This is a genomic window from Flavobacterium sp. HJ-32-4 (assembly GCF_022532105.1).
GTDB lineage: Bacteria > Bacteroidota > Bacteroidia > Flavobacteriales > Flavobacteriaceae > Flavobacterium.
In genome coordinates this window covers 2206174-2222456 of sequence record NZ_CP092832.1, presented here as the reverse complement: position 1 = coordinate 2222456, position 16283 = coordinate 2206174, and the positions used below count along the sequence as shown (strand labels likewise).

The window sequence follows — 16283 nt, the reverse complement described above, 5'->3', positions numbered from 1 at the left end:
CATTTTCACCATCTTACCCATACATTACATTTTAAAACGCTTTAATTTTAACGCACGCGCAACACGCTATTGCGTAAATTAGAGCAAAAAAGAACGAGCATGGAACGCATTGACATCGCCAAAAAACTGGAGAGACAGCGGGCGAAGGCGGGTGACGCCTTTTTAAACGCGGTGAGAGGATGGATTGACGAAGAAAGCCGGAAGCGCACTACCGTTAGTGAACGGCTGGCCACCACCACCTCGACGCCCAATCAGTTTGACTTCGATCTGCTCGATACCGGGCGCATTTACCATATTGACCAGATTCGCGAAATCTGCGTCACCTATCGCCTGCGGTTCCTGCCCAGCCGTTTTTTCAAAGAGGCATATCCGGTGGAGGCGATTACGGCCATACGCGAGCTGGAACGGACGCATAACACCGAACTGAGCCAATTCCACGTCATGGCGCCCTCCAAGATGTTCCTGTTGAAAAAGCGGGAAGATCCGCTGTTGTTTGCGTCGCTGGGCAACGATTATTACTACCTGGTACACAAATGGGGAACCGACCTGCATCCGTTGCGGAAACTGATGGTATGGCCGATGCGGAATTTCCTTCGCCTGTTGGGCTTCCTGTTGGTAGTAAGCATCCTGTTGACGGCACTTATCCCCGATACTTTCCACGTAGGTGCTTCACCCGAGATCATCAACTTCGTTTCCTTCCTCTTCATCTTCAAGGGCGTATGTGGTATCGCCATCTACTATTGCTTCTGGAAAGGAAAGAACTTCAATGAGGTTATTTGGGACAGTGAGTTTTCGAACTGATTACTTTACTGTTTGACGAAACGCGTAGCCGCCACGCCTTTTTCCGTATGCACACGTAACAGGTAGGTTCCGGCAGCCAGCGACGTCAGGTCCATTTCTTTGGTATGTAAGAAAGACGTTACGAGCCTTCCGGTCAGGTCGTATACTTCAGCCGACCGCACGTCGGAAGTGCCTTCAATGTGCAGTATATCCGATGTCGGATTGGGCCATATGGTGAAGTAACGGTCGAAATCGAAGTCACCGGATTCCAAAATCTGCAACGTGGTTGTAGCTGTATTGGTAATAATTGGCAGGTTGTAGTCGAAGTAAATACCGGCTTTATTGCTGAAGGTGTTACCGACGACGAGGGTAGGTTTGGTCTTAATTTTGAAGGCAACAAAGCCGTCATTGTTCGCGTCATCAAAAGGAAGTTGGATGTTTTCGAAAATAAACTCCACTTTGTTTGTGGATGTGACACGTGTTCTAAAGGGATGGCTACCGTCAAGTGGAATTAACGACGAAACATCGAATTTGGTGGTGTCGATAACGTCTTTGATGACTACGTTCTGCGCATTGGCCGTCCCCGTGTTTTCAAATCGAATTACGTAATGCACGTATTTACCCGCCATTGATGGAGCGATGATATTTCCTTCAAGGCAGGTTTTATCGTTAGGATCAAAGGAATTAACCAGGGTTTGGCGTAGTGTTGCAGTATTGTCTGCCGGGACGAAGTCAGTATTAGTTGTCGATATAGTTGCGGTCATCTGAAGGATGTCACCCCCATTTAATGCAGGTGAATCGGAGGGCGTATTTAAAACAAAATCGATGTCATACCACCAAGTACTGCTAACTGATTGTTCAGCGAAATTGAAACTCAAACTTCCTGAGTTCGCAGTGCCGCCCCCCGCATCTGCTACCTCCATCAAGGATGGGTTATAGGTGAACTGAACCGTACCCGTTTCTGTCTGGTTACCGAGATTTCTACAAAGAACCCTGTAACGGGCATGCATTCCCGGGATACCATCGTTCAGGGGTATGACCGTAACATCCAAGTCATGCTTTATTCCATTCGGCGTAAGGCAAAAGCTGATATCGGCCGGCGACGACATACTGGGAAAACTCACCGGAATTGATGCTGGCGACACATTGAAATAAGAAGGGTTCTCAAGAACGGGTGTAAGGGTAAAGTTTCCCGAACCACAATAGGAAGAATATTCACCTGCGGCACCCGCACCTATGGAGCCTGATAATTGAGGACCTGTGATACCGATTTTAAACCTTGTGAAAATGGCGTCGCCTTCCTCGCATCCGTTCGCGTTCTCATCGAATCTTGAAATGCCTGACATGGTATAAAACGTTCCTGCCGGCACCGTCGTACAATAGGTGTTGATTTCGATATTAGCATTGGCTGGCACTGCCTGTAGCGCGGCAATCTGACCTTCATCCGCGCAGATATACTGCACCGACGGCCCAAAGGTAAAAGTTGATTCAATTGAACCGTTCTTTGCAAATATAGACTGTAAATTAGGGCAGCCATTTACTCTCAGTTCATCGAGTAATGGCGATGACGAAACGTCTATTGTAGTCAACTGGTTATTAGCTAAGTTCAACTGGGTTAGTGACGGACATTCACTTACATTGACACTTTGCAACACACCATTAGTCGACCGTATCCGCAATAGAGAAGGCGATGCCGAGAGATTCAATGAAACGAGCTGCGGATTGTTGCCCAGATATACCTCGTAAAGATTCTCGTGGTTCGTTACCTCTATATTCGTCAATAAATCGCAACTCGATATATAAAGATTCGTCAATAACGGGCAGGAAGTCAGTGTGAAGTCTGTAATTCCCATCTGGCCAATGTTCAGCACTTTCAGATTCTCGTTTTGGCTTAAATCCAACTGAGTCAGATTTAGCACTTGGACCAACTTAAGCGATTCCAATAGGGGAAGTACCGAGGTATCCACCGACGTAAACGCGCCGGTCAACGACAAGTTTCGAAGGATCGGGCACTGATCGAGATTAACATTCTGTAGATTATTCCCTGCCAAATCTAGTGTCTGTAACAGGCTAAGCCCGGTAAGATCCGCCGATACAGCCGCACCGACCGGAGTCACAAGAGTCTCCAAATTATTGCATCCTGACCATGAAATCGAACTCACTTCACTTTCCGTCAATTGGATGGTCTTAAGTGTATTTATGTTTGGAAAAACGAGATCGCCAAAATCGGAATTAGCCGAAAGGAACTGCTGGAGATTCGGGCAGGACGATAAATCCAGAGACAGCAAAGGAAGTCCTTCGGTATGGAAATTATACGCCATTGAAATGGTACTTACGTTAGGCGCCCCAGAAAACGTAAGGGTATGAATGTAAGTTGCCTGCGAAACAAAATTCGTCAAAGATGGAAAGTTCGTTAATGAAACTGTCTTAAGTTCGGTACCCCGAACACCAAGATATATCAGCCCAGGGAAATTAGATAAACTTAAATTCTCCAATAACGCGGATTTGATAGAAAGTCCGGTCAGGTTACCGAACTCCTGCAATCCCGTAAAATCGGACAAAAAATTGTTATCAAGATTCAAGGAAATAACTTCCTGCGCTTCCACAACCGAAATTTCATTATCATTGTTTGTGTCGATGTCGATGTAAGAGTTAACGCCCCTTGCGATTGTATTTCCCGCATTGGCAGACAAAAGATAATTCTTGAGTGCTACGTCCGGGAATACAATATTCTGCGCTTTCGCAGAAATCGACATTAAAAAAACAATCGATAAAAAACACAGGTTTCTCATAATTACAAATTTAAGACACTGCTCCGACCCGCGTCAGGTCACAGTGACGCTACAAGCGCGTTACAAAGATATACGGTTACTCCTACCCGACAGAAACTGCGGACGAGATTTCATTCATTATCGTTTTATCAATTTTGTGCCTGCCGTCCCGCCTTTTGTACGGACCCTCAGGAAGTAGGTTCCCGTTGGCAGGAATGTCAGGTCGATGCAATCTGACCCTGTGAATGTGGCGACTAAGTGTCCGCCTCCATCGAAAATATCGGCCGACCATCGATCATATGTGCTTTCAATATGCAGCACATCCGATACCGGATTGGGCCATATGGTGACGTAACGGTCGAAATCGAAGTCAGAAGCGCCAAGCGCTTGCAGGGTTGTCGTCGCTGTATTCGTTACAATGGGTGCATTATAATCGAAGTAGATGCTCGCAGCGTTACTGAAATTATCTCCGGCTAGCAGTGTGGGCTTTGTCTTGATCTTAAACGCTACAAAGCCGTCATTGTTGGCATCGTCGAACGGCAGTTGGATGTTTTCGAAAATGAACTCTACCTTGTTGGTTGATGTGATACGCGTTGTAAAAGGATGACTGCCGTCAAGCGGAATAAGGGACGACATGTCAAATTTGGTAGTGTCGATTACGTCCTTCACGACAATATTCTGCGCATTTGCGGTTCCTGTATTTTCAAATCGAATCAGGTAATGGACGTATTTTCCGGCCATTGACGGATCAATCGTCGTGCCTTCCAGACAGGTTTTGTCGTTGGGGTCCATAGAGTTGAAGACGGTCTGGTGCAACGTAAATGTATTGTCCTCCTGATTCTCATCCGTTCCCATCGATCCTGTCATCGTAGCCGTGAACGTAAGCACGTCACCTGAATTGAGTGGCGGGTTTGCGGTCGGTGTATTGAGCACGAACTCGACGTTGTATTCCCAGGTCGTGGTTATGGGATACCCACCGTACGTAAACGTCAGACTTCCCGGACTCGACACACCTCCGCCTGCATTCGCAAGTGCCATTACCGAACCGTCATACGTGAACTGCACGGTGCCGAAGGCGGGCTGGTTGCCGATATTGCGACAAATGATGCGGTATTTGACAGGAAAACCGGGAATGGCGACATTGATGGGTACTACCATTACGTCTACATCGTGTTTGACTCCGTTAGCGGTTACACAAAAATCGGCACTTACCGGAGAACTGTCGGCCGGAAATGATGCCGTTAGGGAGGCCGGTGTCACGGTAAAATACGCCGGATTTTCAAGTAGTGGTGTAAGCGTGTAATCGCCGCCACCCATATAAACGGAATAATCGCCTTCCGGACTGATGTATGTATCGGTATCCGTGTCTCCGTTCGAAACATTTATTTTTATCTGATTATAGGGTAGATCATTTGTATCACATCCGTTTGAGGTCGCGTCGAACCGGTTGGTTCCCGTTATCGAATAAATGACGCCTCCGGGAATGAAGGAGCAGTAGGAATTTACGGATACTTCCGGTGCAGCCTGATTGGCCTGGCTTTGGATGAAACCCGCTTCTGATTCGTCTACGCAGATATAGGAAAGACTGGGATTTCCGCTGAAGTTCACCATACTTCCGATGCCAATAGGAAACGTGTTCTGCGATCGTACCCCGTTCTTGATAAGCAAAGTCGCCAATTGCGGATTATTGTTTACGACGAAATACTTTACTTTGGTCTGCGAGAAGTCTAAAGTCGAAATCCCTGTACCGTTGCATGTAACGGAAACCAAATTGTGTAGATTGTCCAGATCGACTTCGGTAAGTTGCAGGTTTCCACCTACAGTCAAAAAAAGCACATTCGAAAACGAACCTAACCCTTCAAGATTTGCAATCTGGTCGCTCGCTACTGAAAGCGTAACCACACTGAGCGCCTCCTCCACCTGGATTTCACCATCGTTGTTGGCGTCGATTTTCAGGTTATTTGCAATCTCGTTGTCCACATCGGCCTGCAGGAGCATACTTTTAAAGGCGGCATCCGGGATATTGACGATTTGCGCCTTTACATACGCCGAGATGAGTAGCAACAGGCAGAAGTAGATTTTCCTCATAGACTTTTTGATTTACAATGGTTTAAATAACGTAAACCATTGTCGGCAAGTTAGATAAAAAATCGTTTATCCAAAAAAAAGCCCCGCATTGCTGCAGGGCTTTTCACTATCTAAGAAAAAATTACTTCTCTCCTTTCTCCATCTTCGCTTTCAAAGCGGCGAGGATGTCGTTGTTGTCACCAAGTGTCTGTGGAGCCGCGTTGGTGTTGTTGGAAGAATTGTTCTCTGCAGCTGCACGAACATTTTTCTCCTCTTCCTCACGGAAGGTAGCGCTGTGTGACGCTACAACACGTTTGAACTCTTTATTGAACTCGATTACTTTGAATTCAGCCGTTTCGCCTTTTTTCAGTTTCTTGCCGTCTTCTTTTTCAAGGTGACGGGAAGGGATGAAAGCGACTACGTCATCGCCGAAGTCAACTGTAGCACCTTTGTCTACGATCTCCGCAATAGTACCCGTGTGAACGGTTCCTACGCCGAAAGCCGCTTCGTGCTTGTCCCAAGGGTTCGGTTGTGTCTGCTTGTGACCAAGTGACAGTTTGCGTCCGTCAACGTCCAGTTCGAGCACTACGACATCGATCTTATCGCCAACTGCAACCACTTCAGATGGGTGCTTCACTTTCTTCGTCCAGGAAAGGTCAGAGATATACACGAGTCCGTCGATACCTTCTTCCAGTTCCACGAATACACCGAAGTTGGTGAAGTTGCGAACCGTACCGGTGTGCTTAGAACCAACTGGATATTTAGACGTGATGTCGGTCCATGGATCTTGCGACAATTGCTTGATACCAAGTGACATCTTACGGTCTTCGCGGTCAAGTGTCAGGATGACAGCTTCTACCACGTCGCCCACTTTTACGAAGTCCTGAGCCGAACGCAAGTGCGTAGACCATGACATTTCAGAAACGTGGATCAGACCTTCTACACCTTCAGCTACTTCGATGAAAGCACCATAGTCAGCGATAACCACTACTTTACCTTTTACCTTGTCACCAACGGCAACGTTCGGGTCAAGGGCATCCCATGGGTGTGGGTGAAGTTGCTTCAGACCCAATTGGATACGTGTTTTCTCGTCATCGAAATCAAGGATAACGACGTTGAGTTTCTGATCCAGTTCGAGTACTTCGCTCGGGTGGTTGATACGTGACCATGACAGGTCGGTGATGTGGATCAATCCGTCTACGCCGCCCAGGTCGATGAAGACACCGTATGACGTGATGTTTTTAACCACACCTTCGAGTACCTGGCCTTTTTCAAGCTGCCCGATGATCTCTTTCTTCTGTACTTCGATATCGGCCTCGATAAGCGCTTTGTGCGACACGACGACGTTCTTGAATTCGTGGTTGATTTTCACCACTTTGAATTCCATCATCTTGTTCACATACTGATCGTAATCGCGGATTGGCTTCACATCGATCTGCGAACCTGGAAGGAACGCCTCGATACCAAACACGTCTACGATCATACCGCCTTTCGTACGGCATTTTACGAAACCGTTTACGATTTCGCCTGTTTCGTTTGCATTGATCACGCGATCCCATGCCTTGATGGTGCGTGCTTTACGGTGAGAAAGAACGAGTTGTCCGGTTTTGTCTTCGCGAACGTCGATCAAAACTTCTACTTTGTCCCCTACCTTCAGGTTCGGGTTGTAACGGAATTCGTTCAATGAAATCACACCTTCGGATTTCGCGTTGATGTCAACGATAGCGTCACGATCGGTGATACGCACTACCGTACCTTCCACTACTTCTTCCTGATCGGTATCGATGAAGGTCTTGGCAACCAGGTCTTCGAATTCTTTCAGGTTCTTTGCGTCAACGGCATCGATACCTTCCTGGTAGTTATCCCAGTTGAATGTGTCGAGGAAATCCGCTTGTGTTTTTGTCAATTCAGACATAAAAAAAATACTTGTATCCTGCCGTTTGTGGTCCCTTACGCGAAAACAACAGAAGTGTTTTACATAAATCGTTTTGTATACCTGATTGGAACCTATCGCAAAAAGGTGGGCAAAGATAGTGAATAATTGATAATTGACAATGGATAATTGATAATTGGTGGAGTGGGAACTGAGGAACTGAGGAACTGAGGAACTGGGGAACTACCAACCACTAATTACTGACTACTAACTACTGACTACTGACTACCGACTACTGACCACCATTCAGAACTCCTTACCCATTAATTCCCAATGAGGATCCCTTCGCTGCGCTCGGGATGACGGTTTCCGTTTTTCAAATGTGTGGGTAGGAAGCATTGCGCCCAAAGTACAAGTAGTGTAAATGCATACGACAACAGGAGTATCTAACTACTGGCTACTGTCCACTGACCACTGACTACTGTCCACTGACTACTGTCCACTGACTACTCACTACCTCATCACATCCGTATCCACCGGCGTATACCCCAGCATCCGGCTGATCGAAAGCACCTGCCCTTTGTGGTGGAACTCATGGGTGGTGGCGTGGGTGTAGAGTTGCAGCGCCTTCGCTACTGCGGTTTTGTGTGGGATTGTATACGTAATGTCATCATCCGGGCGGCAGCGCACGAAGAACTCCTCCATCATGGCGTCGACCCCGTCGAAAACGGTCCGAAGCTGGTGGATGTCGGACACGTCTGCGTAGGCGACAAAATTCCGCTCACGGCCTAAGCAGCACACCCCTATCCAAAACTGGTAGCAGTTGGCGACATGCACGAGAAGGTTGCGCATGCTGGCCCCGGGCCCGAAACCCGAGTCTTCGCTGACAAAATCGGAAGCGCGTACGGTTTCGCTGTACGCCAGCAAAACGGCACGCGCTTCTTTGATATACTGATATTGTTCGCGCAGCAGCATCAATGTGCGACGTTGGCTACGTCATTTGGGTTGTGTTTGTGACGGAATAAGACTGCGAAAGCAACTGCGATCACAAGTGAATAGATCGCAAACGACAACCAGATGCCGTGCCAGTCTTTGTCCTGGCCGTTTGTATAGAAGGTGTCGATTACGTATCCGCTCACGGTACTGCCGAGCCAGGCGCCGAGTCCGTTTGTCATCATCATGAATACTCCCTGCGCACTCGAACGGATGCGCGAATCGACCGACGTCTCCACAAACAGGGATCCTGAAATATTGAAGAAATCGAATGCCATGCCGTATACGATACACGAGGCAATAATCATCCACAATCCTTCGGACGGGTCGCCATATGCGAACAGTCCGAAACGCAGTACCCATGCCAGCATACTGAACAACATGACCATCTTGATCCCGAAGCGTTTCAGGAAGAAGGGGATAGCTAAAATGAATAGTGTTTCCGAAATCTGTGATATCGACATAATGATGGTAGAATACTTAACCACCACCGAGTCGGCATACTCCGGCACTTTCTTGAAGTCGTCCAGGAAGGAGTCGCCATACATATTGGTTAACTGTAATGCCGCCCCAAGAAACATGGAGAAGATAAAAAACAGCGCGATTTTATAGTTGGCAAACAGCTTGAACGCTTTGAGTCCCATTTGTTCCGCCAGGGATTTATCTTCGGAAATTGCATGCTGTGGCTTGCACTTTGGCAGGGAAAAAGAATAGATCCCGAGAATTACGGCCGCAATGGCCGCGATATAAAACTGATTGGCGTTGGCCTTGCTTCCGGTAAGATTGGTAATCCACATCGCGGCGATGAAACCAATCGTACCCCACACGCGAATAGGGGGAAACACTTTCACGACATCGAAATCCTCGTCTTTCAACACACGGTAGGCTACGGAATTCGACAGGGCGATGGTCGGCATGTAAAAAATCATCGCGGCAAAAATGACATAATACAAGGTGTCAGGGTCATTTACCTGAGGTACATAAAACAGGACGGCAGCATACAAAATATGTAAAACACCATACAGTTTCTCCGCACTGATCCATCTGTCGGCGATGATGCCCGTAATTGCAGGCATAAATAGCGATGCCAGTCCCATGGTCGAGAAAATAGCCCCGAATTCGGCCCCGGTCCATCCTTTTGTATTGAAACAGTAGGTCCCGATCGTAATCAACCACGCGCCCCACACAAAAAACTGGAAAAAGCTCATCACCGTGAGCCTGAATTTGATACTCATAATTGGTTGGTTGGTTAAGGTCGTAAAGCTACTAAAATTGCAACATCTTGCAAGTGTGGCGGAAAAAAATGCATATCAGGTCGCTACACGACCCAACGGCCTCATGGCGATGCTTCCGAATCCTCTTCACTACCGATTCCATTCGACTACTTGCAGGCGAGAACGACTACCGCGAGTGTTAACAAGACGCGCGGTTTCATGCGTCAACGGCTTCTTTTACGAGTGCTAACACCGCCTCCAACTGCTCCTCGCGCGTCAGGTAGGAATTGTCGATTTCAATAGCTCCCTCGGCCATCACCAGGGGCGAATCGTCGCGGGTGGTATCGATGCGGTCGCGTTCGACCACATTTTCCAACACGTCTTCATACGACACTGCCTGCCCTTTTTCGCGCAATTCGTCGTACCGGCGTTGGGCACGTGTGGCGGCCGAAGCGGTCATGTAGATTTTCAGTTCGGCATCCGGGAATACAACGGTACCGATGTCGCGTCCGTCCATCACGATGCCTTTCTTCTCCCCCATCGCCTTTTGTTGCTGCACGAGTTTGGTCCGTACTTCCGACACCTCTGCAATTTTACTGACGAGGCGCGACACCTCGATACTGCGGATTTCCTTTTCGACGTTCTGTCCATTGAGGAACATCTCGCCATACCCTACTTCCGGGTTAAATTCGAAATGCAATTCAATCGACGGAAGGTCCTGCACCAAATGCGCGCGATCGAGATGGTCGGCGGTCACATATCCCTGCTGCATCGCATAGAGGGTGATGGCGCGGTACATGGCACCTGAGTCGACATACACATAACCGAGTTCTTTGGCCAATTGTTTGGCAAGGGTACTTTTTCCGGTGGAGGAAAAGCCGTCGATGGCGATGGTGATTTTTTTCATGGGATGGTTGGAGAGAGAAAAAAACGGGAAATGGGAAACAGCCCAACGGGATCGACTCCTTTTTACCCGCCCTCGGCGCAAAAATAGCGATTCCGGCTTTCACTCCCATGCGGAAAAACCGCATTTCGACACCGTCGCGTCACCCTACCCCCAATCGTTTCAGTTTCAGCCGGTCGTATACCATACCCGCCACGAGGGCTATCGATCCCAGCAGCAGTATCCGCAGTCCCATCGTTCCGTAGAAAACACCACCGATGACGCCACCGGTAAAAAAGGAACCGATGATGGTCAGCCGTAAGCGAATCGACGCCAAGAGCTGTTTACGGGAGTCTGTATCGCGATAGAAAAACAGTTGGGAGACTTCAATGCCGAGGTCGGTGAAGAGTCCGGTCAGGTGGGTCGTACGGACGGTGGCCTTTGAAATCCGGGTGACCAGCGAGTTCTGTAAGCCCATGGCAAACAGCAGTGAACAGGCGATCAGGTCGGGATGGCTTACGATCCGGCTGGGTCCGGCAATCGCAACGAGTGCCAGCAGGAAACTTTCGATGAGGGTCGGTACGATATAGGCGAAACCGGCTTTCCGGCGCGTCAGTACCTCCGCCAGGAAGCTGGAGGAAAACGAGCCCAGGAAAAAGAAAAAGATGTAAAGGAAGTAGACGAATCCCTGCAACCAGTGGAGCTTGAAGACCTCATCGACAAAAAAGGCGAAATGGCCCGTGACGTTGGTGGTGAGCCGTGAGACAGCCAGGAACCCGGCGACGTTCACGATCCCGGCGACAAACGAGAGCAGCGACGCAATCTGTAGATTGTGGCGAGCCGTTCGCGTTCTGCCCTGGTGAATAAACATCGGTAGTTAGTAATCGTCGTTAAAATTGATTGTCAACCCAAACAGGCTCGTATTGGCCGCCAGTGTATAACGGGAATACGAGTAATCGAACTTCAGTCGGCCCATTTTGAGTCCGAAGCCCACCGAAATCCCCGAGAAGTTCCGCTGGTCGACGATCCGCAGTTCCTCTCCCCTACGGAAGTTATAGCCGATCCGAATGTTGAAGCCTTTGGTCGGAAACAGTTCGGCCCCGGCAATAAGGTGGCGCAGGGCATTATTGAAGAACGACACTTTCTCGGGTGTCTCTCCCCCATCCAGGTTCCCCTGCGACCGGGCCGGGTTGGAAAAGGCCACCTGCCATTGCTGGAGGTTTTCCAGGGTAATATGCCACCGCAGCGGCACGTGCTCCAGCTCTTGTGAGACCCCTAAAAGGATCTCAAAAGGCAGTTTCTCCTGCGTCCCCGCATAGGTCGTAAACTGTGTCCCAAGATTGCGGATCGAAAGTCCCCAGTTGATGTCGTTGGGTTCGTCGATATACATGACGCCGAGGTCGACCGCCGCGCCAAAGGAGTTATACTGTTCGAGTGTAGAAGAAATGAGCTTTACATTGGCGCCGAAGTACCAGTCGGTATACGGAAGGTTGTAACCGTATCCGCCCGACAAGGCAATCTCGCTTCCGGTAAAAGTACCGGTGGGTTCTCCGTTCTCGTCATAGCCTTCGAGCGCGCCGTAACTCACATAGTTGACGCCTGCGTGGATGGTCTGAACGTGCTGGTCGTAGGTATACGCGTAGGCGGCGGTGCCATAGGTGACTTCCCCAAAAAGGCTGCCGTAGTTGGCCGACAGGCGGTTGTGCATTTCCTCATTGATCGACGCGGGGTTGAAAAAAGCCGAGTTCACATCGTAATCGCGCAGGGTAATGACCTTGCCACCGAGGGCGGCCTGGCGGGGTGAGGTAACGAGACTGAGGAATTGGTATACCGACTTCCCTCCGATCTGGGCCGGCATGCACGTAGGAACGAGCAGCAATAAAAAGAGGAAACGTCTCCCGGGCATCAATAGCAATTGGCGTTTGAAAGATAACGCGTGTGCGAAGATATTATTTTTTGACGGGAGAAAGGAAGAAGTTGGCAAGAAGCATGCGGCTTTGGCATGGCCTATCCTAAAATGGGTCGTTTAGGGAGGTTCCCCGAATCGGGAAATTCGCGACGGAATCCATTCCGTGGGTCCTGGCACCCCATAAAAAAAAGACACCCCTCTCAGGATGTCTTTCTATTAGTGAAACCGGTTCAGCTTATTCGAATTTCTTCGCATTCTTCACCTTTTGGTCGGTAATCGCCAGTTGTAATACCTCTGCCATTTCTTTTACATAATGGAAGGTTAGTCCTTCGAGGTATTCCGGCTTGATCTCGTCGATGTCGCGTTTGTTCTCGGCCGACAGGATGATCTCTTTGATGCTGGCCCGTTTGGCGGCAAGGATTTTCTCTTTTATACCGCCCACCGGCAGCACGCGCCCGCGAAGGGTGATTTCGCCGGTCATGGCCAGGTGTTTCTTGACTTTCTTTTGCAGGATGACCGATACCATCGAGGTCAGCATGGCAATACCCGCACTCGGTCCGTCTTTCGGGGTGGCCCCTTCCGGGACGTGCACGTGCACATGGTGTTTCTGCAATAATTCGGTGTCGATGCCGAATTTGTCGCCGTGCGCTTTGATGTATTCCATCGCAATCGTCGCCGACTCTTTCATCACGCTGCCGAGGTTACCGGTCAGTGTCATCCCGCCTTTGCCTTTGGAGATGAGCGATTCGATGAAGAGGATATCCCCACCTACACTCGTCCAGGCGAGTCCGGTTACAACGCCGGCCACTTCATTGCTCTCGGCTTTGCTGCGGTCCATTTTCGGGGCGCCGAGTATGGCCACGATGTCGTTATCGGATACTTTTTTATTGTATTCCTCCTCCATCGCCACCGACTTCGCCGCGTGACGTACGACCTGGGCGATCTTGGTTTCAAGGGCCCGCACACCCGATTCGCGTGTGTAGCCTTCGACGATGCGTTCCATTTGTTTCTTACCGATCACGAGGTCTTTCGGACCCAACCCATGTTGCTCCAATTGCTTGGGCAGCAAATGTTCACGTGCGATGTCGACTTTTTCTTCGAGTGTGTAACCCGACATCCGGATGACTTCCATACGGTCGCGAAGGGCCGGTTGGATGCTGCTCATCGTGTTTGAAGTGGCAATGAACATGACTTTTGACAGGTCGAAGCCCATTTCGAGGAAGTTGTCGTAGAACTCCGCGTTCTGCTCAGGATCGAGTACTTCCAGCAGCGCTGACGAAGGATCGCCGTTGTGGCTACTCGACAGTTTGTCGATCTCATCCAGCACGAAGACAGGGTTCGACGTGCCGGCCCGGCGCAGGTTCTGCAGGATACGGCCTGGCAACGCGCCGATATAGGTTTTCCGGTGACCACGGATCTCGGCTTCGTCCCGGAGTCCACCCAGTGACATCCGCACATACTCCCGTCCGAGGGCTTTGGCGATCGATTTCCCGATCGAGGTCTTCCCGACGCCCGGAGGTCCGGTGAGGCACAGAATCGGCGACTTCATATCTTTCCGTAGCTTCAATACGGCGAGGTGTTCGATGACGCGTTTTTTGACGTCTTCGAGTCCGGTGTGGTCTTCATCCAGTATTTTCTGGGCGCGTTTGAGGTCAAGGTTGTCGGTTGAGTATACATTCCACGGCAGTTCCAGGAACAATTCGAGGTAATTCCGCTGGATGCCGAAGTCAGGCGATTGCGGGTTCATCCGGCGCATTTTCCCGAGTTCTTTCTCGAAATGCTTGCGGGTTTTCTCGTCCCAGTTCATCGACCGCGCTTTCTGCTGCATGTCTTCGATTTCCTCTTCGTGCGACACGCCGCCCAGTTCTTCCTGGATGGTTTTCATCTGCTGGTGGAGGAAATACTCGCGCTGCTGCTGATCGAGGTCAAAACGTACTTTCGACTGGATGTCGTTCTTCAACTCGAGTTTTTGCAATTCGATATTGAGGAAACGGAGGGTGGCGAGGGCCCGTTCTTTCAGGTCGCTCATGCGAAGCAGGTCCTGCTTTTCCTTGACGGCCAGGTTCATGTTCGACGACACGAAGTTCACCAGGAACGGCTGGCTCTCGATGTTCTTAATGGCGAAGGTCGCTTCCGTCGGGATGTTCGGGCTCTCCTGTATGATCTGCGTCGCGAGGTCTTTGATGGAATCGATGATGGCGGTGAATTCCTTGTCGCCATTCGCCGGACGCGTTTCCGGTACTTCCTTCACCGTAGCGCGCATATAGGGCACTTCGGTGATGACCTCATCGATTTCGAAGCGTTTTTTACCCTGCAGTATGACGGTCACGTTGCCGTCGGGCATGCGGAGGATGCGGAGGATGCTGGCAACGGTGCCGATTTTATTGATGTCGTTCGGCGTTGGGTCTTCGTCTTCCTCGTTGATTTGCGACACCACCCCGATGGTCTTGTCGCCGGCATTGGCGTCGTTAATCAGGCGGATGGATTTATCGCGCCCCGCGGTGATCGGAATGACCACGCCGGGGAACAGGACGGTATTGCGGAGCGGCAGGATGGGTAATGACTGGGGCAGTTTCTCCTTATCCATTTCCTCTTCGTCTTCCGGGGTCATCAACGGAATCAGGTCCGCTTCGTGATCGAACTCCTGGAAGGAAAGGCTGTCAAAGGTCATGATTTTCTGGTTCGGCATAATGGTAGTAACGTCATTTTGTCAGGTTGAATCTCCTATGAAGATACGACTAATCGCCTTCATAGGAAATAGCGTGCTGATAATCAACGAAAAATCGAATGTTTTCAGCGTGCGGCCGCTCCCTTTGGTCAAGGATTGTGCCAAAAAAAAGCCCGGGAGGTTATCCCGGGTTCTTTAATCGTTGGGAAGATCAGAAACTAAAATCGAAGACCCCGTTGGTGATCTGATAATCGGTACCATCTATACTGACGGTAGCGGTAAACGTACCCGATACATGGTTGGCGCTGATACTCGTAATGGTGATAGACCCCGTAGCATCCTCTGGAAAGCCATCATTGACGGTATTATAGCTGATAACAGCATCTGGCATTCCCAAGGCATAGGTGCCGGGAACCAAACTCGTCTTGATTTGTATGTTCAGGACGGTGCTGTCGACCGACTCGGAATTGATAATAGCATATTCGGGCCCGCCGCCCGCGCTGGCCAAGGCCGTGGTAGTGTCGACGCCTTCATACGGCTGTCCGTTGATCGTCGCGGTCACCACGTCGCCGGTTGGATTCTCTGTGACATACGGCAGGTCGGTGAACGAACCGTTGGTGAATTCGATGATGTCAGTTTCATCCTCTCCATAGCCCACGAAGTGGAATGTACCCGATATGGTTTTGTTCGTCTCGTCTATTTCGGTGACGGTAAAATTTCCTGAGGAAAGGCCCGTAGTGAAGTTGGATGAGCTGTAAAAGGCTAAAGAGGTGCCGAAGACAATCCAGTTGTTTTCATCATCGAGGTCATACGAACCTGTCGCGTTCCCGTCGAATACGAAGGAAAAGCCCGCGCCTCCGGGCATCAGGGCCGAAATATTGATATTGCCCCCCGAAAGATATACGACCGTAGAGGTGGCGGTGCGGGTGGCCCCATTGTAATCGACTTTGAATACGCCGCCGGTCGGATTAGTAGGATCAATAGGTCCGGTAGGATCGGTCGTTTGTGACCCGATCGGTTCAATTTCGCCCTCGCAGGACACCAGGAACAGCGAACTGAAAAGGACGAATACCAACGGGAACCATTTCATATTTTTCATAGAGTCTGGTTTGTGAAGTGCCAAAT

Annotated in this window: 11 protein-coding genes; 1 reads left to right on the top strand and 10 read right to left on the bottom strand. The window is 49.8% G+C overall.

The features are described 5' to 3' along the window. The first annotated feature begins 99 nt into the window (after positions 1 to 99). A complete protein-coding gene (locus tag MKO97_RS09275; RefSeq protein WP_241102937.1) occupies positions 100 to 801 on the top strand; it encodes a hypothetical protein in 702 nt (233 codons plus the stop codon). A gap of 5 nt (positions 802 to 806) precedes the next feature. Here the strand turns inward: MKO97_RS09275 and MKO97_RS09270 are convergent, their stop codons facing one another. From MKO97_RS09270 to MKO97_RS09225, 10 genes are all read right to left on the bottom strand, one after another. Further along, positions 807 to 3572: a T9SS type A sorting domain-containing protein gene (locus MKO97_RS09270; protein ID WP_241102936.1), complete on the bottom strand. Its 2766-nt coding sequence runs from the start codon at positions 3570 to 3572 to the stop codon at positions 807 to 809. Between the two features lie 117 nt (positions 3573 to 3689). Then, positions 3690 to 5639, bottom strand: coding sequence for a T9SS type A sorting domain-containing protein (locus MKO97_RS09265; protein ID WP_241102935.1), 1950 nt, complete (start codon positions 5637 to 5639; stop codon positions 3690 to 3692). A gap of 121 nt (positions 5640 to 5760) precedes the next feature. Beyond that, complete coding sequence (gene rpsA, locus MKO97_RS09260; RefSeq protein WP_241102934.1) at positions 5761 to 7533, bottom strand: 30S ribosomal protein S1; 1773 nt, start codon at positions 7531 to 7533, stop codon at positions 5761 to 5763. Between the two features lie 471 nt (positions 7534 to 8004). After that, a complete protein-coding gene (locus MKO97_RS09255; RefSeq protein WP_241102933.1) occupies positions 8005 to 8466 on the bottom strand; it encodes a DinB family protein in 462 nt (153 codons plus the stop codon). Beyond that, positions 8466 to 9719, bottom strand: coding sequence for a nucleoside permease (locus MKO97_RS09250; protein ID WP_241102932.1), 1254 nt, complete (start codon positions 9717 to 9719; stop codon positions 8466 to 8468). Before MKO97_RS09250 ends, MKO97_RS09255 begins: the two co-directional genes overlap by 1 nt. 196 nt (positions 9720 to 9915) lie before the next feature. Beyond that, a complete protein-coding gene (cmk, locus tag MKO97_RS09245; protein ID WP_241102931.1) occupies positions 9916 to 10605 on the bottom strand; it encodes a (d)CMP kinase in 690 nt (229 codons plus the stop codon). Between the two features lie 139 nt (positions 10606 to 10744). Beyond that, entirely contained in the window at positions 10745 to 11452 is a 708-nt protein-coding gene (locus MKO97_RS09240) for a YoaK family protein (protein ID WP_241102930.1), read from the bottom strand. Positions 11453 to 11458: 6 nt separating this feature from the next. Then, positions 11459 to 12487: a type IX secretion system protein PorQ gene (gene porQ / locus MKO97_RS09235; protein WP_241102929.1), complete on the bottom strand. Its 1029-nt coding sequence runs from the start codon at positions 12485 to 12487 to the stop codon at positions 11459 to 11461. A 238-nt stretch (positions 12488 to 12725) separates the two neighbouring features. Beyond that, entirely contained in the window at positions 12726 to 15179 is a 2454-nt protein-coding gene (lon, locus tag MKO97_RS09230) for an endopeptidase La (protein ID WP_241102928.1), read from the bottom strand. A gap of 190 nt (positions 15180 to 15369) precedes the next feature. Beyond that, positions 15370 to 16257 (bottom strand): DUF6252 family protein, encoded by an 888-nt coding sequence (locus tag MKO97_RS09225; protein WP_241102927.1) that lies wholly within the window; start codon positions 16255 to 16257, stop codon positions 15370 to 15372. Positions 16258 to 16283 lie beyond the last annotated feature (26 nt).